The organism is Embleya sp. NPDC059237, from assembly GCF_042754105.1.
In the GTDB taxonomy this organism is placed as follows: Bacteria; Actinomycetota; Actinomycetes; order Streptomycetales; family Streptomycetaceae; genus Embleya.
The window spans coordinates 108,404-134,091 of sequence record NZ_JBHZAE010000013.1; the positions used below are offsets into that span (position 1 = coordinate 108,404).

14 protein-coding genes and 1 pseudogene are annotated in these 25,688 nt (G+C 70.9%); 13 read left to right on the forward strand and 2 right to left on the reverse strand.

Going from position 1 to position 25,688, the window contains the following annotated elements; all coding sequences use genetic code 11:
* Positions 1–41 precede the first annotated feature (41 nt).
* The 10 genes and pseudogenes from ACFXKZ_RS34295 to proP all read left to right on the forward strand — a co-directional run bounded on the left by ACFXKZ_RS34295 (position 42) and on the right by proP (position 20,685).
* Complete coding sequence (locus ACFXKZ_RS34295) at positions 42–6,461, forward strand: amino acid adenylation domain-containing protein (protein WP_380005763.1); 6,420 nt, start codon at positions 42–44, stop codon at positions 6,459–6,461.
* Positions 6,462–6,495: 34 nt separating this feature from the next.
* Positions 6,496–10,374, forward strand: a complete 3,879-nt coding sequence (locus ACFXKZ_RS34300) for an amino acid adenylation domain-containing protein (RefSeq protein ID WP_380005765.1) — start codon at positions 6,496–6,498, stop codon at positions 10,372–10,374.
* 1 nt (position 10,375) lies between these two features.
* On the forward strand, positions 10,376–12,235 hold the full coding sequence (asnB, locus tag ACFXKZ_RS34305; protein ID WP_380005767.1) for an asparagine synthase (glutamine-hydrolyzing): 1,860 nt from the start codon (positions 10,376–10,378) through the stop codon (positions 12,233–12,235).
* Between the two features lie 26 nt (positions 12,236–12,261).
* Entirely contained in the window at positions 12,262–14,094 is a 1,833-nt protein-coding gene (locus tag ACFXKZ_RS34310; protein WP_380005769.1) for an amino acid adenylation domain-containing protein, read from the forward strand.
* Between the two features lies 1 nt (position 14,095).
* The gene (locus tag ACFXKZ_RS34315; RefSeq protein WP_380005771.1) at positions 14,096–16,555 is read left to right on the forward strand and encodes a condensation domain-containing protein; all 2,460 of its coding nucleotides are present in this window, start codon (positions 14,096–14,098) and stop codon (positions 16,553–16,555) included.
* A gap of 79 nt (positions 16,556–16,634) precedes the next feature.
* Positions 16,635–16,817 (forward strand): annotated as a pseudogene (locus tag ACFXKZ_RS34320) (aspartate racemase); the annotation flags it as partial.
* Between the two features lie 165 nt (positions 16,818–16,982).
* Positions 16,983–18,137: an acyl-CoA dehydrogenase family protein gene (locus ACFXKZ_RS34325; protein WP_380006099.1), complete on the forward strand. Its 1,155-nt coding sequence runs from the start codon at positions 16,983–16,985 to the stop codon at positions 18,135–18,137.
* Positions 18,138–18,372: 235 nt separating this feature from the next.
* Positions 18,373–18,534, forward strand: coding sequence for a hypothetical protein (locus tag ACFXKZ_RS34330; RefSeq protein WP_380005773.1), 162 nt, complete (start codon positions 18,373–18,375; stop codon positions 18,532–18,534).
* 3 nt (positions 18,535–18,537) lie between these two features.
* Positions 18,538–18,921: a hypothetical protein gene (locus ACFXKZ_RS34335; RefSeq protein ID WP_380005775.1), complete on the forward strand. Its 384-nt coding sequence runs from the start codon at positions 18,538–18,540 to the stop codon at positions 18,919–18,921.
* Positions 18,922–19,269: 348 nt separating this feature from the next.
* A complete protein-coding gene (gene proP, locus ACFXKZ_RS34340) occupies positions 19,270–20,685 on the forward strand; it encodes a glycine betaine/L-proline transporter ProP (protein ID WP_380005777.1) in 1,416 nt (471 codons plus the stop codon).
* Between the two features lie 98 nt (positions 20,686–20,783).
* Here the strand turns inward: proP and ACFXKZ_RS34345 are convergent, their stop codons facing one another.
* Positions 20,784–21,590 (reverse strand): TetR/AcrR family transcriptional regulator, encoded by an 807-nt coding sequence (locus ACFXKZ_RS34345; protein ID WP_380005779.1) that lies wholly within the window; start codon positions 21,588–21,590, stop codon positions 20,784–20,786.
* An 87-nt stretch (positions 21,591–21,677) separates the two neighbouring features.
* Between ACFXKZ_RS34345 and ACFXKZ_RS34350 the strand changes: the two genes are divergently transcribed.
* Positions 21,678–22,067, forward strand: a complete 390-nt coding sequence (locus ACFXKZ_RS34350) for a VOC family protein (RefSeq protein ID WP_380005781.1) — start codon at positions 21,678–21,680, stop codon at positions 22,065–22,067.
* A 654-nt stretch (positions 22,068–22,721) separates the two neighbouring features.
* Complete coding sequence (locus ACFXKZ_RS34355; RefSeq protein WP_380006101.1) at positions 22,722–23,459, forward strand: SDR family NAD(P)-dependent oxidoreductase; 738 nt, start codon at positions 22,722–22,724, stop codon at positions 23,457–23,459.
* Here the strand turns inward: ACFXKZ_RS34355 and ACFXKZ_RS34360 are convergent.
* The gene (locus ACFXKZ_RS34360) at positions 23,360–24,313 is read right to left on the reverse strand and encodes a DUF4082 domain-containing protein (protein WP_380005783.1); all 954 of its coding nucleotides are present in this window, start codon (positions 24,311–24,313) and stop codon (positions 23,360–23,362) included. The genes ACFXKZ_RS34355 and ACFXKZ_RS34360 overlap by 100 nt on opposite strands.
* Before the next feature lie 864 nt (positions 24,314–25,177).
* Between ACFXKZ_RS34360 and ACFXKZ_RS34365 the strand changes: the two genes are divergently transcribed.
* Complete coding sequence (locus ACFXKZ_RS34365; protein WP_380005785.1) at positions 25,178–25,477, forward strand: SH3 domain-containing protein; 300 nt, start codon at positions 25,178–25,180, stop codon at positions 25,475–25,477.
* Positions 25,478–25,688: the final 211 nt, after the last annotated feature.

Here is a 25,688-nt window from a genome sequence, read left to right on the forward strand (position 1 = left end):
GGGAGCACCTCGCCAAGCGTCGTCTCGATCTGGAGTGTGAGATGTCGGACCGCAGCGCCGGACGTATCGAGCTCATGGCAGGGCAGCGGGGCCTGTGGTACGCCCATCGATTCGACCCCGAGAGCCCGATCCTCAACGAGGGCGAGTATCTCGACATCGACGGCTTCCTCGACATCGGCCTGTTCGAGGAGGCATTGCGGCAGACCGTGTCCGAGGCACAGACCCTGCGGCTGAGATTCTTCGAGGACGAGGACGGGCTCCGCCAAGAGGTCGACCCGGACCTCGAACATCGCCTGCACGTCGTCGACGTGAGCGCGGACCGGGACCCGCACCGGTCCGCGCTGGAGTGGATGAGCGCCGATCTGGCCCGCCCGCGCGACCTCGAACGCGGGCCGCTCGTCACGTTCGCGCTCTTCAAGCTGCACGATCGGCGTTTCCACTGGTACCAGGGCTGCCACCACATCGTGAACGACGGATTCGGCTTTCCCCTGGTGGTCGCCCGCGTCGCCGAGCTCTACACCGCCCTGTTCGAAGGCGGCTCGGCCGACGGCGAACCCTTCGAATCCGTGCAGGCCCTCGTCGACGCCGATGCGGCGTACCGCGCCTCCCCCGCGTTCGACGAGGATCGGCGGTACTGGCTCGACCTGCTGGCGGACCGGCCCCGCCCGGTGTCCCTGGCCGGCGGGGCGGTGCAAGGACCGGCCCGCGCGCGCCGGCGCGAGACGAGGAACCTGGACCCCGCGGCGGCCGACCGACTCCGTTCCGCCTGCCGCGGCTTCGGAACCAACCTGGCCGGCCTCGCGGTCGCGGCCACCGCGCTCTTCGCCGCCCGGGCCACGGGCGAGACGGACGTGGTCATCGGCTTCGCCGTACCCGGCCGCGGCCCCGGCATCGAGCAAACCATTCCCGGAGTCGTGGCCAACGTGGTCCCCATCCGCCTGTCGGTGCATCCCGAGACGACCGTGGCGGACCTGGTCGACCGAAGCGTTGTCCAGGTCCTGGAGGCGATGCGCCACCAGCGATACCGCTACGAGGACATCCGCCACGACCTCGGCCTCGCCCCGGGGGAGGTGCCCTGGGCGGTCTCCCTGAACGTCATGCCGTTCGACTACCGAGTCACTCTCGCCGGCCGGCCCTTCGTCGCCCACAACCTCGCCACCGGGCCCTTCGAGGAGATCTCCCTGAACCTGTGGGACATCTCGCGCGACGGCAGCCTGCAACTGGCCGTCGACGCCGACCCCGACCGGTTCGACGAGCGCACGCATGCCGGCTGCGCGCGCCTGCTCGACGAAGCGCTCGACCGCATCGTCGACACGCCGGGCAACACCTTGGTGGGCCGAATCGACGTACTGCCGGCCGCCGTTCGGCGGCTGCTCCTGACCCGGTGGAACCCGTCGTCCGCACCGCTCCCCCCGCGTACCCTGTCCGAGTTGCTCGCCGAGCAGGCCCTGCGCACCCCGGAGCGGACCGCGCTGGTGTACGGGGACACCTCCTTGACGTATGCCGAACTCCGGGCCCGGGCAGGGCGGCTGGCCCGCGTGCTCACCGAGCGAAGCGTCGGACCCGAGCGGTTCGTGGCCGTACTGCTGCCCCGCTCCCCGGCGGGCGTGGTGGCCTTCCTGGCCACGCTCACCGCCGGAGGCGCCTACGTGCCGATCGATCCCGGGTACCCGCCGGAGCGCATCGCGTACATGCTCGACGACGCGCGACCGGCTCTGGTGGTGACGACGGCGGACCTGGCGCGGGGACTTCCACCCGGCTGGACCGGGCCACGGTGTCTGGTGGTGGACGAGGTCACCGGCGCCGCCGACCGGACGCCCCTCGCCGAGTCACGCGACGCACCCTCGCCCGACCTCCTCCCGGCGCATCCGGCGTACGTGATCTACACCTCGGGGTCGACCGGACGCCCCAAGGGGGTGGTGATCGAACACCGGTCGATCGCCCGGTACGTGGCGCACGCCGTCCAGGCGTACGGCGTGGGCGAGCAGGACCGTGTCCTGGCGGCGTACGCCTTCACCTTCGACGGTTCCATGCTCGAACTGTGGGTCTCCCTGGCCGCCGGGGCGCAGATCGTACTGGCCGACGACGAGCAACGGCTCGACGCCGAAGCCCTGCAACGGCTGATGGCCGCCCACCGGGTCACCGTCGCGCATCTGTCCCCGGCCCTGATGCATCTGCTGCGACCCGACGAACTGCCCGCGCTGCGCACGGTGTCCGCCGGTGGCGAGCGCGTGCCCGCAACGCTCGTGGACCAGTGGGCCGCGGACGGACGAGAGTTCTGGAACGGATACGGACCCACCGAGACCACCGTCGACGCCGCGCAGAAACTGTGTGTCGCGCCCTCCGACGGACGATCGCCGCCGATCGGCCCACCGGTCGCCCACGCCACGGCGTACGTGCTGGACGCCGGTCTGCACCTGCTGCCCCCGGGCGCCGTCGGCGAACTCTACGTCGCCGGACCCGGTCTGGCCCGGGGCTATCTGCGGCGCCCCGGCCTCACCGCCGAGCGCTTCGTCCCGAACCCCTTCGGTGCGCCCGGATCGCGGATGTACCGTACCGGGGACCTGGTGCGCTGGACGTCGGACGGCGATCTGGACTTCGTCGGGCGGGCGGACCGCCAGGTCAAGATCCGCGGCTTCCGGATCGAGCCGGGCGAGGTGCAGGCCGCCCTGGCCCGGTGCGCCGGCGTCGCCGCCGCCATCGCCGTGGTGCGCGAGGACCCCGGCACCGACAAGCGCCTGGTCGGCTACCTGGTGCCCGCGGCGGGAGCGCGGCCGGACATCGCCGCGATCCGTGCGCAGGTGGCCGGCTTCCTGCCCGACTACATGGTGCCGGCCGCCTTCGTCGTGCTGGACGCGCTGCCGTTGACCACCGCGGGGAAGGTGGACGAGCGCGCCCTGCCCGCACCTTCTCGCCAAGCCCCGAGCGGCGGACGCGAGCCCGGCACGCCCGCGGAGAAGGCGCTGTGCGCGATCTTCGCCGAGGTGCTGGGCCTGACCTCGATCGGCGTCGACGACAGCTTCTTCGCGCTGGGCGGCCACTCCCTGTCGGCGACGCGCCTGCTCACCCGGATCCGGACCGTGCTGGGCCGGGAAACGGGTATTCGGACCGTGTACGAGGCACCGACCGTCGCGGCACTGGCCGCCCGGCTCGACACGGCCGGCCCGGCCCGGCCCGCACTGGTCCCGGCGGTGCGGCCCGACCGGATCCCGCTGTCGTTCGCCCAGTCCCGACTGTGGTTCCTTAGACAATTCCAGGGGCCGATCGCCACGTACAACGAGGGCATGGGGCTGCGTCTGCTCGGTGCCCTGGACGTCGCCGCCCTGCGCGCCGCGCTGCGCGACCTGGTGGGCCGGCACGAGGTGCTGCGCACCGTGTTCCCGGCCGACGACGGCCATCCGTATCAGCACGTGCTCTCCGCCGACTCGGTCGACCTCGACCTGCCCGTGGTGCCGATCGACCCGGCCGACCTGGCACAGGACCTGGCCCGGGCCACCCGGCAGGCGTTCGACCTGGAGTCGGAGATCCCGCTGCGCGCGCGATTGGTCGCCCTGTCGCCCACGGAACACGTCCTGTTGCTGGTGATGCACCACATCGCCGGCGACGCCTGGTCGTTGCGTCCGCTGTTGGCCGATCTGGGCCGGGCATACACCGAGCGCGCCGCCGGACGGGACCCCGGCTGGGCGCCGCTCCCGGTCCAGTACGCCGACTACACCCTGTGGCAGCGGGACCGGCTCGGCTCGGCGGCGGATCCGGACAGTGTCCACGCCCGACAACTGGCCTACTGGCGGCAGGCCCTGGCCGAGCTGCCACAGGAGATCAGCCTCCCGTCGGACCGGCCCAGGCCCGCCCTGCCCTCCTACACGGGCGACTCGGTTCCGCTGGAGATCCCGGCGCACGTGCACCTGGGGCTGGTGAACCTGGCCCGGGCACACGACGCGAGCACGTTCATGGTGCTCCAGGCCGTGCTGGCCGTGCTGCTGTCCAGGCTCGGCGCCGGCGACGACGTCCCCATCGGTGCGCCGGTGGCCGGACGTCTGGACGACGCGCTGGAGGAACTGGTGGGGTTCTTCACCAACACCCTCGTGGTGCGTACGGACCTGTCGGGAGATCCGACCTTCACCGAGTTGCTCGCCCGGGTGCGGGAAACCTGCCTGGACGCCTACGCCCACCAGGACGTCCCCTTCGAACTGCTGGTCGGCGACCTGGCGGTGGAGCGTTCCCTGGCCCGGCATCCCCTGTTCCAGGTGGCGCTCGTGCTGCGCAACACTCGCTCGGGCGAACTGGTGCTGCCCGGCATCGAGGTGCACCCCGAGTCGGTGTGGACCGGCATGTCCCCGTTCGACCTGGTGGTGGAGTTCGACGACGACTCCGCCGGGTCGCAGGGCCCCACCGGACTGAGCGGCGCCCTGCTCTTCGGCACCGACCTGTTCGACCGGAGCACGGCGTCGTCCATCGCGGACCGGCTGCGGCGCCTGCTCGCACAGGTGGTGAGCGAGCCCACCCGCCGGATCGGCGCGTTCGAACTGTGGGCGCCCGGCGAGCGCGAGCGGGTGGTGCGGGAGTGGAACGACACGGATCACCCGGTCGTCGAGACCACGCTGCCGGCCCTGTTCGAGTCCCGGGTCGAGCAGGACCCCGAGCGCACGGCGGTCACCGCGCCCGACGGCAGCATGACGTACCGCGAGTTCAACGCCCGGGTGAACCGGCTGGCGAGGCTGCTGGTGGCCGCCGGGGTGGGGCCCGAATCCGTGGTCGCTCTGGCCGTGCCGCGCTCGCTCGACCTGGTGGCGGCGGTGTGGGCGGTGCTCAAGGCGGGCGCGGCGTACCTGCCGCTGGACCCGCAATATCCGGCCGAGCGGATCGCCTTCCTCCTCGACGACGTCCGGCCGGCCCTGCTGCTGACCACCGTGCGCACGAGTGCGGAACTGCCGCGCGGCGTCCCGCGCCTGCTCCTGGACGAGCCGCGGACCGGCGCCGCGGCGGCCGCCGAGTCGGCCGACGACCTGCGCGACGACGAACGGACCGGGCCGTTGTCGGCGCTGCACCCGGCGTATGTGATCCACACGTCCGGCTCGACCGGCAGGCCCAAGGGCGTCACCATGGGTACGGGTGCGATGGTGAACCTGGTGCAGGCGCACGCCCGGTGGGTCCGGCGGGAGCGGACGGGCATCGGCGGCCCGGTGGCGCAGTTCGCGGCGATCAGCTTCGACGTCTCCGCCTGGGAGATCATCGAGACCCTCACCTCCGGCAGGCACCTGGTCGTCCCCGACGACGAGGTCCGGCGCGACCCGGCGGCGTTCACCAGATGGCTGGACAAGCACGAGGTGGAGCAGTTCTGCGCGCCGAACGTGATGGTGGAGGCGGTGTGCGAGGCGGCCCTGGCCCAGGGGTTGGCGCTGCCGGCACTGCGCGACATCGGACAGGGCGGCGAGGTACTGCGACTGACCCCCGGGGTCCGGGAGTTCCTGTCCGCGCGGCCGAAGGTGCGGCTGCACAATCTCTACGGCCCCACCGAGACGCATCTGGTGACCGCCTTCTCGCTGCCGGCGGACCTGACGCACTGGCAGTCCTCGACCGCGCCGTTGGGCACGCCGATCTGGAACGCCCGGATGTACGTGCTGGATCGGACCCTGCGGCCGGTTCCGCCGGGGGTGACCGGTGAGTTGTACATCGCCGGCGCGGCCCTGGCCCGCGGGTACTGGAATCGCCCCGGCCTGACCGCCGACCGGTTCGTGCCGAACCCCTTCGACGGCCCCGGCGAGCGCATGTACCGCACCGGCGACCTGGTGCGCTGGTCCGGCGACGGCCGGTTGGACTATGTGGGCCGCGTCGACGATCAGGTCAAGGTGCGCGGGTTTCGGATCGAACCCGGAGAGGTGGAGGTGGTGCTCGCCCGGCACCCGGACGTCGACCGGGTCGCGGTCGTCGTGCGCGAGGACCGGGCGGGAGAGAAGCGGCTGGTCGCCTACGTCGTGCCGGCCGCGGACACCCGTCCGGACCCGGTCGTGCTGCGCCGCTTCGTGGCCGAGTCGGTGCCGGACTTCCTGGTGCCCACCGCGGTGCTGATCCTGGCCGACCTGCCGCTGACCGTGAGCGGCAAGGTCCATCGCCGGGCGCTGCCCGCCCCGGACTTCGCGCAGTTCGCCTCGACCCGGGCACCGGCTACGCCGGAAGAGGAGGCCCTGTGTGCGCTGTTCGCGGACGTACTGCGACTGGAGCGGGTCGGACCGGACGACTCCTTCTTCGACTTCGGCGGTCATTCGCTCCTGGCCACCCGACTGACGAGCCGGATCAGGACCGTGCTGAGCATCGACGTCGAGGTGGGCGCGGTGTTCGAGGCACCGACGCCGGCGGCGCTGGCCGCCCGGATCAAGGGCACGAAACGTTCGCGCCGGCCGGCGTTGCGGCGGATGCCCCGTCCGGGGCCCGCGGCCGAGGAACGGAGCGACGGCTCGTGATCCACTCGGACCGCACCCACCTGGGGTACCGCTGATGATTCCGCTGTCGTACGCGCAACACCGGATCTGGTTCCTCAACAAGCTGGACGACGGGACGGGTTACCGCATCCCGTTGGTGTACCGACTCTTCGGGGAGCCGGACGTGGCGGCGCTGCGGGCCGCGTTCACCGACGTCCTGGCCAGACACGAGAGCCTGCGCACGGTCTTTCCCGAGTCCGACGGCACCCCCCGCCAAGTGGTCCTGGAGGACTCCGCGGCCTGGCCCGTCCTGGCGGTCGAACGAATTCGGCCGCCGGAACTGCCCGCGGTCCTTCGAGCCGCGGGAGCACACGTCTTCGACCTCACCACCGAAGCGCCCGTACGGTTCACCCTGCTCTCGCTCGGACCGGACGAGCACGTCCTGCTGATCCTCCTGCACCACATAGCGGCGGACGGCTGGTCGCGAGAACCACTCCTGCGCGACCTGGCGACCGCCTATGAGGCGCGGTGCGCGGGGCGGGCGCCGGGCTGGGATCCGCTGCCGGTCCAGTACATCGACTACACCCTGTGGCAGCGTGAGCTGCTCGGCGACGAGGCTGATCCGAACAGTCTGATCAGCGAGCAACTGGCCTACTGGCGCGACGCCTTGGCCGGCATCCCGGAGAATCTGGCGCTGCCCGTGGACCGGCCGCGGCCGGCCGCGGCCTCCCATCGCGGCGAGACGATCCCGATGCTGATCGCACCGCGAACGCACCTGGCCCTGATCGAGCTGGCCAGACGGGAGCGGGTCAGTCTCTTCATGGTGTTGCAGGCCGGGCTCGCCGCCCTGTTGACCCGGCTGGGCGCCGGCACCGACATCCCCATCGGCTCGGCCGTCGCCGGCCGGTCCGACGAGGCGATGGACGATCTGGTGGGGATGTGCGTCAACACGCTGGTGCTGCGCACCGACACCGGCGGTAATCCGTCCTTCCGGCAACTCCTGGCCCGGGTACGGGAAACGGACCTGGCGGCGTACGCACGTCAGGACGTGCCGTTCGAACGGCTCGTCGACGTGCTCGCCCCCTCTCGTTCGGCGGCGTGGAACCCGCTGTTCCAGGTCATGCTCGTCCTGGAGGACCGCACCACGAACCTCCCGTACCTCCCGGGCCTGCCGGCCATCGAGGAACCGATCGACAACCCGGACTCGAAAGTCGACCTGTCGCTCCATCTCCGGGAGCGACAGACCGACGACGGCAGCCCCGACGGCCTGGAGGGGGGCCTGGAGTTCGCCCGCGATCTGTTCGACTCGATCACCGCCGAACACATGGTCGAACGGCTGGAGTCGGTGCTCGCGGCCATGGCTGCGGACCCGGACCGCTCCATCGGCGACGTGGAGATTCTCCGGCCCGGTGAGCGCGGCGCCCTCCTCGGCGCGTGCCGCCCGGCCCCGGCTCGAACCCGGGAGCAGTTGCTCCCCGGGCTCTTCGAGGCGCAGGTGGCGCGTACTCCGGAGGCGGTGGCACTGATTGCCGGGCAGGCACGGACGACCTACCGGGAACTGAACGCGCGGGCCGACCGGCTGGCCCGATGGCTGAGCGGCCGGGGTATCGGCGCCGAGGACATCGTGGCGCTGCTGCTGCCCCGCTCCATCGACGCGGTCGTCGCCATGCTCGGCGTGCTCAAGGCCGGCGCCGCGTACCTGCCGGTGGACCCGGATTACCCGGCCGCCCGGATCGCCTTCATGCTCACGGACTCGGCGCCCTCGCTGCTCATCACCACGGGGAGCGCGGCCGGCCCCGCCGGGGCGGGCACCGTCCCCGTTCTGGACATCGCCGCCTGGCGGCACGAGGCGGCGGATATGCCGCCCGAGGCGGGGCCGACCCGCGGCTTGCGGGCCGGTGTGCCTCACGAGGCGAACGCCGCCTATGTGATCTACACCTCCGGTTCCACCGGCCGCCCCAAAGGCGTGGTGGTGGAACACCGTTCCCTGGCCGCCTATGTGGAACAGGCACGGGCGGCGTATCCGAGCGCGGCCGGGTCGAGCCTGGTCCATACCTCGCTGTCCTTCGACCTGACGGTGGCCGCCCTGTACACCCCACTGGTGAGCGGCGGGCACGTGCGGTTGGACGAGTTGGCCGGGCCCCACACCGGCCCGCTCCGCCACTCCCTCTTGGACGTCACGCCGAGCCATCTCGACCTGATGGCGGCGATGCCGGTGGATCCGTCGCCGACCCGATGCCTGCTGATCGGCGGTGAGGCGTTGCGCGGGGAGGCGCTGGCCAGGTGGCGGGAGCAACACCCGGACGTCGTGGTCCACAACCTCTACGGCCCCACCGAGGCGACCGTGGACTGTGCCCGGTTCCGGCTCGACCCGGGCGAGCCCACACCGCCCGGACCGGTTCCCATCGGCCGCCCCCACGACGGCCTGAGCCTGTACGTCCTGGACGAGCGGTTGCGCCCGGTGCCGAGCGGCGTCGCGGGCGAACTGTACGTGGCGGGTCCGGCCCTCGCCCGAGGCTATCCGGGCCGGTTCGCGCTGACGGCCGAGCGTTTCGTGGCGGATCCGTTCGGCCGGGCCGGTACCCGGATGTATCGCACCGGTGATCTGGTCCGGCTGCGCTCCGACGGCGAACTCGAATACGTCGGGCGGGCGGACCACCAGATCAAATTGCGCGGCCACCGCATCGAGCCGGGCGAAGTGGAGGCCGCGCTGCTGGCCCTGCCCGGGATCTCCCGGTGCGCGGTCGTGGTCCACGAGCGTTCTTGTGACGACAGACGCCTGATCGGGTATGTCGTCCCGACCGGTCCGGTCGCGAGCGTGAGCCCGGCAGCCGTCCGGGCGGCCCTCGCCGACGCGCTGCCCGCGCCGATGGTCCCCTCGGCCGTCGTGGTCCTTGCCCAACTGCCGCTCACCCCACACGGCAAGCTCGACCGCGCCGCTCTTCCGCCGCCGCAGACCGACGCACCGGTCGGTGACCGGCGGGCACCGCGTACCCCGGCGGAGGCGTCGCTGTGCCAGGTGTTCGCCGAGGTGATCGGCGTCGACACGGTCGGCATCGACGACGGATTCTTCGAGTTGGGCGGGCACTCGCTGCTCATGCCGCGGTTGCTCACCCGAGCCAAGGAGGCCCTGGGACTGGAACTGACCCTGAAGCAGTTGTTCGTGCGACCCACCGTGGCGCAGCTGCTCCGGGACCGGCCCGCGACGGCGGACCTGCTCGGCCCGCTGATCCGCCTACGCGGCGGAACGGGTCGGCCGCTGTGGTGCATCCATCCGGGCAGTGGCCTGGGCTGGAGTTACGCGGGCCTGCTGCCGTACATCCCGGCCCGACACCCGGTGTACGCCCTCCAGGCGCGCGGCCTCGACGGCTCCACCGCCCTGGCCGGTAGTTTCCCCGAGCTCGTCCGGGACTACTGCGCGCGGATCGTCGACATCCAACCGAACGGGCCGTATCTGCTTGCCGGTTGGTCCTTCGGCGGAGCCGCGGCCCATGCCGTCGCGGTCCGACTGCGCGCGTCGGGGCATGCGGTCGCTCTGCTCGCCGCCATCGACGCCTGGCCGGCGGGCGCCCCCGATCGCGACACCGAAGAGCCCTCCGACGTCCGGCTGGTGGCCTTCGACGGTGGGGAGGCGATGGCGGCCCTGGACGAGGAGTCGGTGGCCGCGCTGCTGCGGGCCACCGGCAACAACATCCGCCTCCTGCAGGATCCGGGGATCGTCCCGGAGTTCTTCGACGGCTCGCTGCTGCTCTTCGAGGCCGCGCCCGGCGGCCGAGGAACGCAGGCCGGGCAACGGTGGCGGTCCTGCATCGGCGGGGACATCGCGGTGGTGCCGGTGGACAGCGAGCACCTGCGGATGATGCGCCCCGCGGCGCTGCGCGTGATCGGACCGGTCCTCGCCCGGGCGTTGCGATCGACGATGCCCCTGTCGCCGGCGATCAAGGAGCGGATCTGACATGTGCGGCATCACCGGGTCCATGGTCCTGCACAACGCTCGACCGACGACGGCCGAGGTACTGGAGCGGATGAGCGATACGTTGACGCACCGCGGCCCGGACGCGGCGGGCGCCCTGATCCAGGACGGCGTGGCACTGGCCTGCCGCCGGCTGAGTCTGGTCGACCTCGCCGGCGGCGGGCAGCCGATGTCCAACGAGGACGGCAGCGTCACGATGGTGTGCAACGGCGAGATCTTCAACCACGTCGAGCTGCGCGCCCTGTTGCTCGCCCGGGGCCACCGATTCGAGTCGTCCTGCGACGTCGAGGTGATCCTGCACCTCTACGAGGACGAGGGGCCCGAGCTGTTGGCGCGACTCAACGGCCAGTTCGCGTTCGCGATCCACGACCGGCGCCGGCGACAGCTCTTCCTCGCGCGCGACCACGCCGGGATCACTCCTCTGTACTACACGGACACCGGCGGGCACTTCGTCTTCGGATCGGAGATCAAGTCGATCCTGGAACACCCCGGCGTACCGCGCGACGTGGACCTCACCGGTCTGGACCAAGTCCTCACCTTCCCCGGGCTGGTGAGTCCGCGCACCATGTTCCGCGGCATCGAGAGCGTGCGCAACGGCCACTACCTGATCGTGCGGGACGGTGTCGTCACCGACCGGTGCTACTGGGCCCTGGACTATCCCCGCGACGACGTCGCGCATCGGCCCGACGAGTTCTACCCGGAACATCTGCGTGAACTTCTCACTCGGGCCGTTCGGCTCCGGATGCGGGCCGACGTCGAGGTCGGTTTCTATCTCAGCGGCGGCCTCGACTCCTCGCTGATCGGCGCGCTGGCGTCGCAATCGGGGCTCCCCGCCCGCTCCTTCTCCATCACCTTCCCCGACGCGGACATCGACGAGTCCGGGTATCAGCGCCTGATGGCGACCAAGGTGGGGTCCGTGCACCACGAGGCGGTCTTCACGGAGCAGGACACCGTCGCCGAACTCCAGCGCATGGTGCGCCATGCCGAGTGCCCGGTGAAGGAGACCTACAACACCTGCTCGCTGGTCCTGTCGGCGCTCGCGCGAGAACACGGCGTCAAGGCGATCCTGACCGGCGAGGGGGCCGACGAACTCTTCGGCGGGTATCCCGGGTACCGGTTCGACGCGGGTGGGCGCGGCCCGGTGGTGTCGGGCGATCCGCTGGAGGACGCCTTCGAGGACGACCTTCGCGCCCGGCTGTGGGGCGACCCGGAGCTCTTCTACGAGCGCCGGTACCACGCGTGGCGGGACACGAAATTCGAGCTCTACTCCGAGCAGGCCCGGGCCGCCTTCGAGGAGTTCGACTGTCTGCACCACCCGGTCGTCGACCACGAGCGCCTGGTGGGCAGGCCGCGGCTCAGTCAGCGCTCCTATCTGGACTTCACCCTGCGGCTGTCGGACCACCTGTTGACCGACCACGGGGACCGGATGGCCCTGGCCAATTCCGTGGAGGCCCGCTACCCGTTCCTCGACCGCGCCGTGCTCGACTTCGCCACGCAGGTTCCCAACCGGCTCAAGGTGGGCGCGCGGGGCGAGAAGCTCGTGCTGAAACAGGCCGCGGAGGGACTGGTCCCACGGGAGATCATCCGCCGGGAAAAGTACGGGTTCCGCGCGCCCGCGAGCCCTCGGCTGCTCCGGCGCAACGTCGAATGGGTCGACGACCTGCTGTCCCCGGCGCGCATCGCCCGTCAGGGCTACTTCGATCCGGCGGTCGTGGAGCAGTTGCGCTCGCGCAGCCTAAACGCGGGCTTCGACCTGCATCCGCACCTGGACGACGATCTGTTGCTCGTCGTCCTGACGTTCGGAATTCTGCTGGACACCTTCAACCTTCCCGGTCACGTGTGAACGCGGGTCGAGCAAAGGAAACCGCAATGGCGTTCGAACCGATCCAGTCGCTTGTCGCCCGCGCGATCGACCGCTTCCCCGACCGAGTCGCCGTACAGACCACGCACGGCTCACTGCGCTATCGCGAACTGGATCAACGCGTCGACGCCGTCGCGGCCGAGCTGTATCGGTGCGGAGCCCGAGCCGGCTCCGTCGTCGCGATCCTCGCCGGCGACCGGGCCGAGCTGACCGCGACCCTGCTCGCCGTCCTGCGGCTGGGCGGTGTGGTGGTCCCCCTCGACGTGGGCACCCGGCCGGATCGGCTGGGCTGGACGCTGCGCGAGGCGGACCCTGATCTCCTGGTCGTCGGCACCGACGACGGCGACCTCGGGGAGGACGTGCGCGACACGTGCGACCGGGCCGCCCTGGTCGATCTCGGCACGGTCAAGGACCGACCCGGGAACGACTACCCGCCCCACGTGCCGGCGCCGGACGATCCCTGCTACCTGTTCTTCACCTCCGGCTCCACCGGCCGGCCCAAGGGGATTCTCGGCCGGCTCAGTGCGGTGGACCACTACATCCGCTGGGAGGCGGAGCTGCTCGGCGCCGGTCCCCGATGGCGGGTGGGCCAGCTGATCTCGCCCGCGTTCGACGCCGTGCTGCGCGACCTGCTCCTGCCGTTGAGCGTGGGCGCGACGGTATGCGTGCCGGCCGAGGACGTCCGGCTCGACCCGGTCGCCCTGTGCCGGTGGCTGGACCGGGAACGGATCGATCTGATCCACTGCGTGCCCTCGGTCCTTCGCGCCCTGGCGGGCGCGATCGACACGGTCCGGCCGGGGTTCGAGGCGCTGAAGTGCGTGGCCCTGTCCGGTGAGCGCGTGCTGCCCGCCGACGCCGCCGGCTGGTTCGACCGCTTCGGCGAGCGGATCCGGCTGCTGAACCTCTACGGGCCCTCGGAAACCACCATGACGAAGACCTTCCACTTCGTCACCGCCGCCGATGCCCGGGGCAGGTCCGTCCCGATCGGGCGCCCGATGCCCGACACCGTCGTCCTGCTGCTCGACGAACGCGGCCGGGAGGTACCGCCGGGGCGGGTCGGCGAGATATACCTGCGTACGGCCTACCGCAGCCTCGGGTACCACCGCAGGCCGCAGGAGACCCAACGCGCCTTCATCGCCGACCCCACCCGGCGCGGCGACGACGAAGTCGTCTACCGGACCGGGGACTTCGCCCGCCTGCTGCCCGACGGCACGCTCGACTTCCTCGGCCGCAGGGACCGACAGGTCAAGGTCGGCGGCGTGCGGGTGGAGCTGGACGGGGTGGAGCAGCTCCTGCGCGAGGACCCGTCGGTCGCCGAGGCGGCCGTCGTGTCGGTCGAGCCGGACGACGCCCCGCCGTACCTGTGCGCGTTCGTCGAGACCGGCTCCGGAACGGATCCCGAGGAGCTTCGCTCCCGGCTGAGCGAGCATCTGCGCGAGCACCTGCCGGACGCCGCGATCCCGGCGGTGATCGTGCCGCTGGAGCTCATCCCGCGCACCATCAGCGGCAAGATCGACCGCAAGGCGCTCACCGTGCCCGTGCGGCCCCCCGCCCGACCCGACGCGGACGCCGTCGCACCGCGCACCGCCACCGAACGCACGATCGCCGGGATCTGGGCGCGTACGCTGCCGGCCCCGGTCGACGACGTGCACACCCGGTTCTTCGACGTGGGCACCTCGCTGGCCGTGATCTCGGTACTGGCGCGACTGACCGAGGAGTTCGGGGTGTCCGTCCCGCTGGCGGACTTCCTGGCGAACCAGACGATCGAGGGCCTGTCGAACCTGGTCGAGCGCTTGCTGCTCGCCGACGACGACGCCGACGACGACCTCTTCGGGAGCTGACATGACCGACCAGCCACTGGACGCCGAGCAGACCGCGTCCGTCGAACGCCGGGTGCGGACGGCCGTGTTGGACCAGGACGGCGTCCTCGACTGCGCCGTCGTGTTCAACGAGGCCGACCCCGCGGCGGCCGGCGCCCGCGCCTGTGTCCGGTGCGGGATCAGCGCGGCGTACCCGGGACTGCGCTTCGACCCGGACGGGGTCTGTTCGCTGTGCGCGCGCTACGCCGCCCATCGATCGGCGATGCACGCCTACTTCCGTGACCCGCGGGAGCTGGCGCCGCGGCTGCGCGAGGCCGCGCGGGGGCGCGGATCGCACTACGACTGCCTGCTGCTGTTCAGTGGCGGCAAGGACAGCACGTATGTGCTCTACCAGCTCGTGGGGCTGGGTCTGCGGGTGATGACCTTCACCTTCGACAACGGGTTCATCTCGCGGACCGCGCTGCGCAACGTCGAGACCGTCACCGCCGAACTGGGTATCGAACACGTCACCGCCACCCACGCCGACCAGAAGCGGATCTTCCTGAACTCGCTCCAGGAGCACAAGAGCGTGTGCAACGGGTGCTTCCGCTCCCTCCTGGACCTGAGCACCGAACTCGCGCACCAGCGCGACATCCCCACGGTGGTCACCGGGCTCTCCCGCGGCCAGATCATGGACGAGCGGCTGTCCTGGTTCCACGAGCAGGGCATCTTCGACGTGGCCGAGATCGAGGAGAAGCTGCGGCTGGGCCGGGAGGTGTACCACCGGGCCGCGGGCACGGTCGACGCCGCCGCGGTGAACGCGGTCCAGGTCGTCGACTACTTCCGCTACTCGGCGGTGACGAAGGAGGACGTGCGAGCCTTCCTGCGCGAGCGCTCGTCGTTTTGGGCGCAGCCCACCGATACCGGGTTCTGCAGCTCGAACTGCATGATCAACGATGTGGGCACCTACGTTCACACGGCGGAGCGCGGTTTCCACAACTACGAGGCGCCGACCCGCTGGGAGGTACGGCTCGGGCATCTGGACGTCGCCGAGGCGGACGCGGAGCTGCGCGCCCCGGTGGAGACCGCGCAGGTGAAACGGATGCTGGCCAGGATCGGCTATCCGGACCCGGCCGACGCCGACCGGACGGGCGCCCGGCTGGCGGTCTACTACGTCGCCGACCGAAGCGCGTCGGGCGACCGGCTCGCGGCCGCGGTGGCCGATGCCCTGCCGCCCGCACTGGTACCGGCGCAGTGGGTGCAGGTGGCGGAGATCCCCAGGGTCGCGGGCGCCGTGGATCGGTGGGCTCTGCGCGGGATGCACCGCCCGAAGGCCCCGGGCTCGCGGGGCGGGGGCGTCACCGCGGACGCGGTTTCCGATCGCTCGGTCGCGGTCCGTCCGGTACAGCGTCGGATTCTCGATCGGGATCCGGTCCGGGCCGCGCACCGGGCCCGAGCCCTGTTCCTGACCTCGGAGTCCGGTTTCCCGGTCACCGACGTGAAGCGGGTGTGGTTGCAACTGCTTTTGCATCACGAGGCGTTGCGGCTGCGGTTCGGCCACGGGGATCAGGGCTGGCGGCAGTTTCGGGGCGGCCTCGGCGGTGCGGTCCACGTCTCGCGGGTGGACCTCGCCGGCCGGGACCCGGGCGCGCAGGGGCAGGTGTTGCGTCGGCTCACCGACCGGATGCGGGCCCGGCTGCACGTCGATCGGGGTCCGCTGCTGCGGGCCGCGGTGGTCGACCGGGGCACCCGGCCCGCAGGTCTGTTGATCGTGGTGCACGAACTGGCCGCGGACGTCGAGTCCTGGCGGGTGCTGTTGGCGGACCTGGCCTTGGGGCTGGGACAGCTCCAGGCGGGCTCCGACGTCCGGTTGCCGCCTGCCGCGTCGTTCCTGGACCACCCGGCCGAGCCCGCCGGCGTCGAGGACGAGGCGGGCCCGGAGGTCGCCGGGGCCGGCTGTGTCCTCCCGGGTTCGCCCGCACCCGAGCCGATCGCCGAGGAACCGCTCGAAGCGCACTGCCCGGTGCGCGCGGCGACGGCCCGCGACGTCGCCGCTGCGATCGCGCACGTGCTGGTCGAGGAGTTCGGCGGCGGGCGACTGGTCGTGGACGTCCTCGATCACACCACGCGCAGGCCCGCGGCACGGGTGATCGGTCCGCTGGCCGAAGCGGACCGCTGGTTGGTGACCCCGCTCGCGCGGGGAGCGAGCGTCGTACGGGCCGCGGGAGCTGCCGAGCCGGCCCGGGTGCGCTACGAACACTTCGGCGATCCGGCCGCCGCGCTGCTTCCGTCGGGGGTGGCCTGGACGCTGCGCGACACGGTGTGGCGGGACTTCGCCGGGCCGGGGCACCCGGGCGACACCGATGCGACGATCACCGGTGTCGTCGACGCCGGCGAGCTTGTGCTCACCTGGTGGTGTCCCGCCTCCGTGGGCACGCGGCTGGCGGCGGCCCACATCCCCGAGCGCGTCGCGCAGCGGCTGATCGGGGAGCAGGCCGGCTGAGGTGGCGCGCTCACGCACCCTCGGTGTGCTCGGTGGGAGGGGACCGGCGGCGACGGCGGAGTTCCTGCGGCCGGCGGCCGTGCGCGTCGCGGCCGGCAGCGACCGGGAGCACCCCCGGATCCTGATGCTGTCCGAGCCGGGCTTCCCGGACCGGACCGCCGCGCTGCTCAGGGGCGACGACGCACCCCTCCTGCCGATCCGGCAGGCGCTGTTCACCCTCGTCGGCTGGGGCGCGGAGCTGCTCGCGGTGCCCTGCAACACCGCGCACGTCCACATCGACCGATTCCGCAGCCGACTGCCGGTGCCCCTGGTACACATCGCTGTACCCCCACCGCGAACCGGTACCGGGCCTGCTCTCGTCGACGGCCCGACGGGCGGTCGCCGGGGCCGGCTCCGGGTCCACGTCCGATCCCCCCGAAGGAGCACGATGACACGCTCACGCCTGTCGAAGGAACGCCGGCTGCTGCGCGAGACGGTCGCCGACTTCGCCCGCGCCAAGGTGGCTCCGGTGATCGCCGATATCTACCGACGCGAGGAGTTTCCCTACGAACTGGTCGCCGCCATGGGCCGCATGGGCTTGTTCGGACTGCCCTTCGAGGAACGCTACGGCGGCATGGGCGGGGATGTGTTCACCCTGTGTCTGGCCATCGAGGAACTGGCCAGAGTGGACTGCTCGGTGGCCGTCGCACTGTCCGCGGGCGTGACGCTCGGCGCGATCCCCATCCATCGCTTCGGCACCGCGGCACAGAAGGAACGCTGGCTCCCCGCCCTGTGCACCGGCGAGCGGATCGCCGGCTTCGGGCTCACCGAACCCGGCGGCGGGACCGACACGGCGGCGGCCCGCACCAAGGCGCAACTCGACGGCGACGAATGGGTGATCAACGGCAGTAAGGCGTTCATCACCAACTCCGGCACCGACATCACCAGCCTGGTCACGGTGACGGCGGTGACCGGTACCCGCGCCGACGGCGCCAAGGAGATCTCCGCGCTCGTCGTGCCGTCGGGCACACCGGGCTTCACGGTGGCGCCGTCGTACTCCAAGGTGGGCTGGTGCGCCTCGGACACCCACGAACTCGGTTTCGCCGACTGCCGGGTGCCGGCCGAGCACCTGCTCGGCGAACGCGGCCTGGGCATCGCGCAGTTCATGTCGGTGCTGGACGAGAGCAGGATCGCGATCTCGGCCGTCGGAGCGGGGATGGCCCAGGGCTGCGTGGACGAGTGTGTGCGCCATGCCAAGGAGCGGACGGCGTTCGGGCAGCGCATCGGCGCGTACCAGTCGATCCAGTTCAAGATCGCCGACATGGAGACGCGCGCCCACACCGCACGCCTGGCCTACTACTCGGCTGCGGCCTCGATGCTGCGCGGCGAATCCTTCTCGAAGGAGGCGGCGATGGCCAAGCTGGTCTCCTCCAGGGCGGCGATGGACAACGCCAGGGACGCGACCCAGATCTTCGGTGGCTCCGGCGTGATGAACGACAGCCCCGTGGGTCGCTTCTACCGCGACGCCAAGATCCTGGAAATCGGCGAAGGCACCACCGAGGTACAACAGATGATGATCGCCAGGCACCTTGGCCTGTCCTGACCCCACCGCGGACCACGCTCGGTCCGGCCGCGACCTTTCTCGGGTGGGGCGAGCGGGTTATCCCAGTCCGAGGTCGAGGGCGGCGGCGAGTTCGCCGTTCTCGGTGCCGTCGCTCAGTCGGGCCGGCCGACCGGGCGGCACAGCCCTCCGCCCGGACTCCGGCACGGGCGCCGCTACCCGACCGTATTCGGCGCTCCCCTGCACACGACAGCCTTCGGCATGCCACCATGGGCGCATGACTAGTGCGTACCCGGAGCCCGGTCCGGCTGCCGAAGTCGACTGGACCGACAGCATCCCTGTCCCCCCTCTCGACTACGCCTCCCAGCGCGAGTTCGAGCAGGCCCTGGAAGGCGCCCTGGACGAACTTCTCCCCCTTTTCGAGGATGCGGGCCTGTAACCGGTGTACGCGCTTTCGGACGACCACCTGCGCCGGGTCAACGCCTCCGTCGGAGGAACCGGCCGCGAACGGGATCCACGCCTGCTGAGTTCTCTCCAAGCGGCGGTGTACGGCAGAGGCTTCAAGCGGCCTCTGCATCCGACGTTGCCGCAACGAGCCGCGGCCCTGATGAGCTACATCACCCAGGCGGCGGTCTTCGAGAGCGCCAACGAACGCACGGCCCTGACGGCCGGAACCGTGTTGTGCACGATCAACGGCCACCGCATCGTGTGGACGGATTCGAAGGAAGCCGACGCCTTCATTCGGGCCGTGGGATACGCCCATCCGACCGTTTCGTGGATAGCCGACCGGATCGAAGCGCGCCTCCAGCCCATTCCGCGCTCGTAGTCGCCCCGGGGCCCCGATCGACATGTTGCCCGCAGGGGCCCCGAACAGGCAGCCCGTGGTGGTGGCTGCTTCATCACCGGAGCCATGTCGTCGACACCGGCGACTCGCGTCTTCGGTGACGTGATCCGTGCGTCCTGGAATGGCGGTCCCGCGCACCGCTCCGAACTGCTCGACGCCGTCACCCGGGACACCATGGCGGCCCGGGCCGGGGTCACTGCGGAGACCCGGTCCGCCCGAGGTCCACTGACACCGATTCACCCGATTTTCGGGCGGTTCAGTGCTTTTTACAGAGAAGTCTGTGTCGTGCCCCCTTTCGCATGTCCACCTGCCCCAACCTGGAGCGCGGGGGTGGTTCCGGGACGAGGGAGACAGGTGCGCGAGGAAGACATCACGGTCGTCGACGCCAAGACCGTGGACACCGCGGTCAAGGCGACCATGCTCGGCAATGCCATGGAGTGGTACGACTTCGGCATCTACGCCTACATGGCGGTCACGATCGGGAAGGTGTTCTTTCCTTCAGGGAACGACACCGCGCAGACGTTGTCGTCGTTCGCGACCTTCGCCGCCGCGTTCCTGGTCCGGCCGCTCGGCGGCTTCTTCTTCGGGCCGCTCGGCGATCGGATCGGGCGCAAGAAAGTGCTCGCGATCACGATGCTGATGATGGCGAGCGGCACGTTGTGCATCGGGCTGATCCCCGGCTACGGCACGATCGGCTTCCTCGCGCCGATCCTGCTGGTCCTGTTCCGGATGCTCCAGGGATTCTCGGCCGGCGGCGAGTACGGCGGCGCGAGTACGTTCATCGCCGAGTACGCGCCGGACAAGCGGCGCGGGTTCTACGGCAGCTTCCTGGAGTTCGGCACGCTGATCGGCTACATCCTGGCGGCGAGCCTGGTCACCCTGCTGACGGCGGTGCTCAGCGATCACGAGATGCGTACGTGGGGGTGGCGCATCCCGTTCCTGGTGGCGGGCCCGATCGGGGTGATCGGGCTGTATCTGCGGCTGCGGCTGGAGGAGTCGCCGGCGTTCGCGAAGGTGATGGAGCGGTCGGCGGCGACCGAGGCCGAAGCGGAGGAGGCCGAGCACGGGAACGAGACGGTGCGCGAGTTCAAGCGGATCTTCCTCGGCCAACGGCGCGCGATGGTCATCTGCATCGCGCTGGTCGCGGCGTACAACATCAACGACTACATGCTGCTGTCGTACATGCCGACCTATCTCTCCGACACCCTCGGCTACAGCGAGACGCACGGCCTGCTGCAGATCGTCGTGGTGATGATCGTGCTGCTCGCGGTGATCCACCCGCTGGGCGGGTTGACCGATCGGATCGGCCGCAAGCCGGTGATCATCACCGGGTGCGTGGGCTTCATGGTGCTGCCGATCCCGTGCTTCGTGCTGATCAAGCAGGGCGACCTGGTGCCGATCTTCATCGGCCTGCTGATCCTGGGCCTGGTCCTGGTCTGCTTCCTGGCCACCATGTCCGCCGCGTTGCCCGCCCTGTTCCCGACCGAGATCCGCTCCGGGGCGCTGTCCGTCTCGTTCAACATCTCGGTCTCGCTGTTCGGTGGCACCACTCCGTTCGTGGCGGAGGCGCTGGTCGACGGGACGGGCAACGACTACATGCCCGCCTTCTACATGATGCTCGCGGCGGCCGTCGGCTTGGCCGCCGCGCTCACGATGACCGAGACGGCCCGCAAGCCGCTGATGGGTTCGCCGCCGGCGGTGGAGACGGTCGAGGAGGCTCGGGAACTGGTCGCCGCGCAGCGGTGATCACGGCCGGCGGCGCCATGCGGTGTGCACGACCTCGCCAGACCGTTTTCCGGTGCGTCGGTTCGCGGTGTGCCGGTTCGCGGTGTGTCGGATCCTGCTCAGGTGGGCGTTGCTCCGTCGGGTGTCGCGGTCGGCGCCCCGTCCTCGTGTCGGTCGATCAGGACGGCGAAGGCGTCGAGGACACGTTGCAGGCCGAAGGAGTAGGCGTGGTCCGGGTCGTGGGCGCTTCCGTGTGCGGCGCCCGCGGCCGCGCCGACCCGGACGGCCGTGGGATAGGTCTTCTCGTCGAGCACCCGGGCCAGCAGGGGGGCGTTCAGCTCCCACCACTGTCGGTCGTTCATGGCGCTGTCGTTTCGGGCGGCGCGGGCGTCGGCGTCGACTCGGGCGCACGCCTGCACGAAGGTCAGCAGGTGGGTCAGGCAGTCGTCCATCTCGACGTCGTCCAGGCCGAGGCCGTCGAGTCCGGATAGTTCGTGCTCGTACTTCGCCATCTGCCCCGGCCCCAGGGGAGGTCGGATCGTGGAGACGGTCACGGCCCACGGGTGGCGGTCGAACAGGGCGATGTTCTCGTCCGCGATGGCGGTGACGCGCCGGCGCCAGGGTTGTCCGGTGGTGTCGGAGCGGGGCATCCGGGTGTAGGCGGCGTCGAGCATGAGGTCGAGGAGCTCGGCCTTGCCGGGGACGTAGGTATACAGGGTCATCGGCACCACGCCGAGGTCCTTGGCCACTCGGCGCATGGTCAGCGCCTCCAGACCCTCGGCGTCGGCGATGGTCGTGGCCGCCTCGACCACTGCGTCGACGCTCAGTCCCCGTCGTGGTCCTCGGCGACGGTCGGAGGAGGCGTCGCGCCACAGCAGGCGCAGGGTGTGGGCGGGGTCGCCCGAGCCGGTTCTTTCCGTCGACATGGTCGTCCTCTCGTTTTTCAACCCTATACGCTGTACATTGTACGTCGTACAGAGAAGTTGCTCGTCGTGTTCTCGGAGGCATCTTTCATGAAGGTCACGTCCAGTGCCGTATCGCTCAACGTGGACGACGTCCCGGCGTCCGCCGGCTTCCTCGTCGAGCACTTCGGATTCCGCGAGGAGATGGCCGCCGACGGCTTCGCGTCCCTGACCCGCGACGACGCCGGGATGAACGTCATCTTCCTGCGTCGAGGGCTGGAAAGCCTCCCGGCCGACCAGCGCGACGTGCACGCCACGGGATTGATCCTCGCCTTCGTCGTCGAGGACCTCGAAGGCGAACTGGCGCGCCTGCGCGCCGAAGGCGTCACGATCACGATGCCCCTGACCGACGAGGAGTGGGGCGAGCGCGCCTTCCAGGTCCGCGACCCCAACGGAGTCATCGTGCAGCTGGTCGACTGGAACGCCCCCACCACAGCCTGAGCCGAGCAACGGCCGCGCCCCGAAAGCACCACGGTGCGCGGCCGGCCCGGGCTCGTGCCGGGGGTCGTGGATCGTGCGTGTGGCGGACAGAGGCCGCGTCGAAGCTCCCGGTCGCGGGCGTGCCGTCGGCGGCGAGGTCGCCGCGGACTCCGATGCGGGTGGGGATGCTCAGACCGTCGACTCCTCCCTCCGGGAGATCGACGCCGTAGATGTGGAAGCCCGGTTGGAGGGCGAACGTCACCTCGACTTCGCGTCGGCCGTCGTGGGGCAACCGAAGCGCGGCGGTGGCGGTGACCCCGCTCGCGGTGACACTTGCCGTGGACGGGGCAGGGGCGGAGGTCGTTTCCCGCGTCGATCCGCATCCGCCCAACGCCACGACCGTCGCCGCCCCCCACGCTCATGAGCATGACCACGCCGGGGGCGGACCGCCGCCGGCGCGGGTGGGTTCTCATTTCCGCCCCGCGTCGCCCGGCGCCCAGCGGGTCGGGAATTCGGCGACCTGTCCCGGGTCGAGATCGCGGGCGTTGGCCAACGAGCCGTCGTTGGTGGCTCCTCGCCAGGAGCGGTGCCACCTGTGGGGATCGAAACAGGTGGTGCAGGCCCCGACAGTCCGGACACCAGTTGGTCTCGACTGAAACGGCGTCGTCATGCCCAATGAGCACCAGCGCGTCGCGGTCGTCACGGAGAGTTCCCGCAGGATCGGACGGGCCTGTGCCTTACGCCTGGCCGCCGACGAATCGGCCGTCGTCGTCAACGACCACGCGGACGCGGAGGCCGCCGACGGGTGGTCGCGGCCGTCGAGGAACCGGCCCGGCGCGCCATGGCAATGCGCGCCGCCTCCCAGCGCGAGTTGCGCGCGCGCTGATCGACGCGGCCGCGCAGCACTACGGCGGCCTGGACGTCCTGGTGCACAATGCCGCCGGCCTCGTCCGCGGCCCCCTCGCCGACGCCGCGGACGACGACTACGCGCACGTCTTCGACCTGAACGCCCGCGCCACCTTCGTCGCCCTGCGCGGGGCCGGTCGACGTAAGCACGACGGCGGTCGCATCGTCTACGTCTCCTCGGTGGCCACCAAGCTCCGCTCGAGGGCGGTGACCGAAGCATCCGCTGGGGCGGACAACCCAGGTTCGCTACGAACGTCGCCGAGAACGGCCGGTCGGGACTGCCACCGCCATCCCCCACGCGGCGGCCACTCGGGTGGCGTCGGCGTGGATCGCGACGCGCCGATCGTCCGTCACCGACGGCCGGCGCGTCACGGATGCATGCACAAACGGGACGGTGCGGGGCCGCCTCAGAGGGGGGACTGGCTGCCGACCGTCCTGACGCTCCACCTCACCTCGGACAGCAGGGTGCCGTCGAGGGTTTTCACACCGACCACATCGACGGTGTAGGACTTGGCGCGCTCCAGCGCGTAGTCGAGAACGAAGGTGGAGACGCCGGTCGTGGGGTCGTAGGTCATGGTGCCGCGGTAGTTGTCGGTCTCGCCCCGGTAGACCCCCCAATGGATGGTCCCGGGCTGCACCTCTCGGTCGAAGGTGATGGTGAACACGGTGTCGATCGGCACCTCCCGATCGCCCTTCGGGAAGAAGTCGAGGACCTTCGGCGCGGGGCCGCGGGTGTCGGTGGTGCCGAAAACCGGTTCGACCCAGTAATTGCTGTCGTTCCAGGTGGAGTTCGGGAACCCGCTCCCGTAGACGTAGACGCCGTTGCCGCCGACGGCCTCGCTCGCGGGCGCGGTCAGCGGGCCGCGGACGCGGGCGGCGGTCAGGCCGTTCTGGTCGTTGCTGTACCTGCCGTTGGGCGCGTGGTACGAGGCCACGTACGTGGTGCCGGCGGTGACCGCGACGGGCTGGGCGAAGTTCACCTGCTGCCAGCCCGACTCGGACTCGGCGATGAAGGTGGCGGTGGCCAGTTGTACGCCGATCTCGGACCACAGGGTGCCGGTGTGCGTGCCGGTGTTGGCGACGTCCTTCCAAAAGCGGACGCCGAGCACGTAACCGGCCCGGTCCGCTTGGAACTTCACGCCGAGTTCGGTGGCGGCGGTGTCCGGATCCGGCCCGAACGAGGGCCCGTCGGTCGACGGCCACAACGTGCACGGGCAGGCGGCCGGGTCGCTGATGACACCAGTGTCGCCGGAATCCGCGGCCGCGCGGGACGTCCCCGGCGCGGCCACGACTAACGCGAGCAGCAGCGCCAGGATTGTCGGGAGGGTCGCTCGGTGGTGCCTTGGCCAAGGTATGTTCATGAGTATTCCCTACTCGAACATCGTTTCCCGGGACGGTCGTCCCGGGGCCGAGCCATGGGAAAGTCTGACGTACGTCCCGACCCGTTGTCCCGGGTTCGTCCCCTCGGGAAGCGGGTCGCGGGGTTCCGCGGAACACACCACGCAGCCGTCGGCCGCCGCACCGCGCGATGACCGCCTCGACCGATCCGGGGGTCGCGGGTGTTGGGTCACGAAGTGGTGGTCACATCCCCGATGTTCCGGCCGATTCAGCACCCGGGATCCAGTGCCGAACCACGATGGCGACGTCCAAACCGTTCGGACGTGATCCCTGCGCTCGTTCGATCGACGGTACGAGCGGCGGCGCGGCGGTGCGCGGTCGTCGTCGAGCCGGCCCCCACACGGCGGGCCCGACGACGACCCGCCTCCCGGCCCTCACGGAACGCAGGCGCGAAGACGGGTTCGGCCATGCCGTGGTCACCCACCACGCCGGGCCATCCCTCCCCCAAAGGACCCAACGAAACGGATACCTCCGGGGGTCGGGCAGGCCACCGGTCGACGGCGCCGCCCCCATCCCGCAGCGCACCTCCGACGCCGTATACGTACACGTCGACCCCCGCGAACGGCCCGTCACGGGGCTGACTCGGCCAAGGGTCGTCGTTACCCCCGACGTCGAACGTCCCGCGTCGGTGGCGTGCGCGTGATCCGGATAGCCGGTCGTGGGGCGGGCCATTAGCGTGATCCGCCGACCGTGATCATGCGGTGGCCGATGTGTCGCCGACCCAGTGTGTCCGCGCCATGTGCGGGCAGGAACGGGGATTGATGAGATCCGTTACGTCAGAACGCGGTTTCCGGTGGCAGTCCGCGAAGCTGCGACGGCGAGTAGGTGTGGCGGTCGCGTCCGGGGTGCTTCTGACCGGCGGCGCGGTGGCGGTGGCTCCCGGGGCGTCGGCCGCATCGCACCCGTCGTGCGACGTCGACTTCCGGGACCAGACGGCGAAGATTTCCGGCAACAATGTTCGCCTGCGTGCCAAGCCGAACGCCAACTCCACGGTGCATCGACTGCTGCAGAAGGGCGCCACTGTCACGGTGTACTGCCAAAAGAACGCCGGAGAGGCGAACTGGTGGTACTACGTGAAGCACAACGCCAGTGGGGTCAAGGGCTGGGTGTGGTGGGCCTACGTATAGGCCGGGAAGCACGATCCACGCGACCGTCCGCTGACGGATACGCCGGGTGAATCGCAAGGACCCGCGGGCAAAACCCGCGGGTCCTTCGCGTGTCGTCATGTACAAGTGGTCGTCGGTCGTGGCGACCGCGGGCCGCCGGGGTTTGGGGTCGGGAGACGGCTGCGGTGATGTGGTGCGAAGCGGCGGCGGCGACGGTCGGTGACCAGGGTGG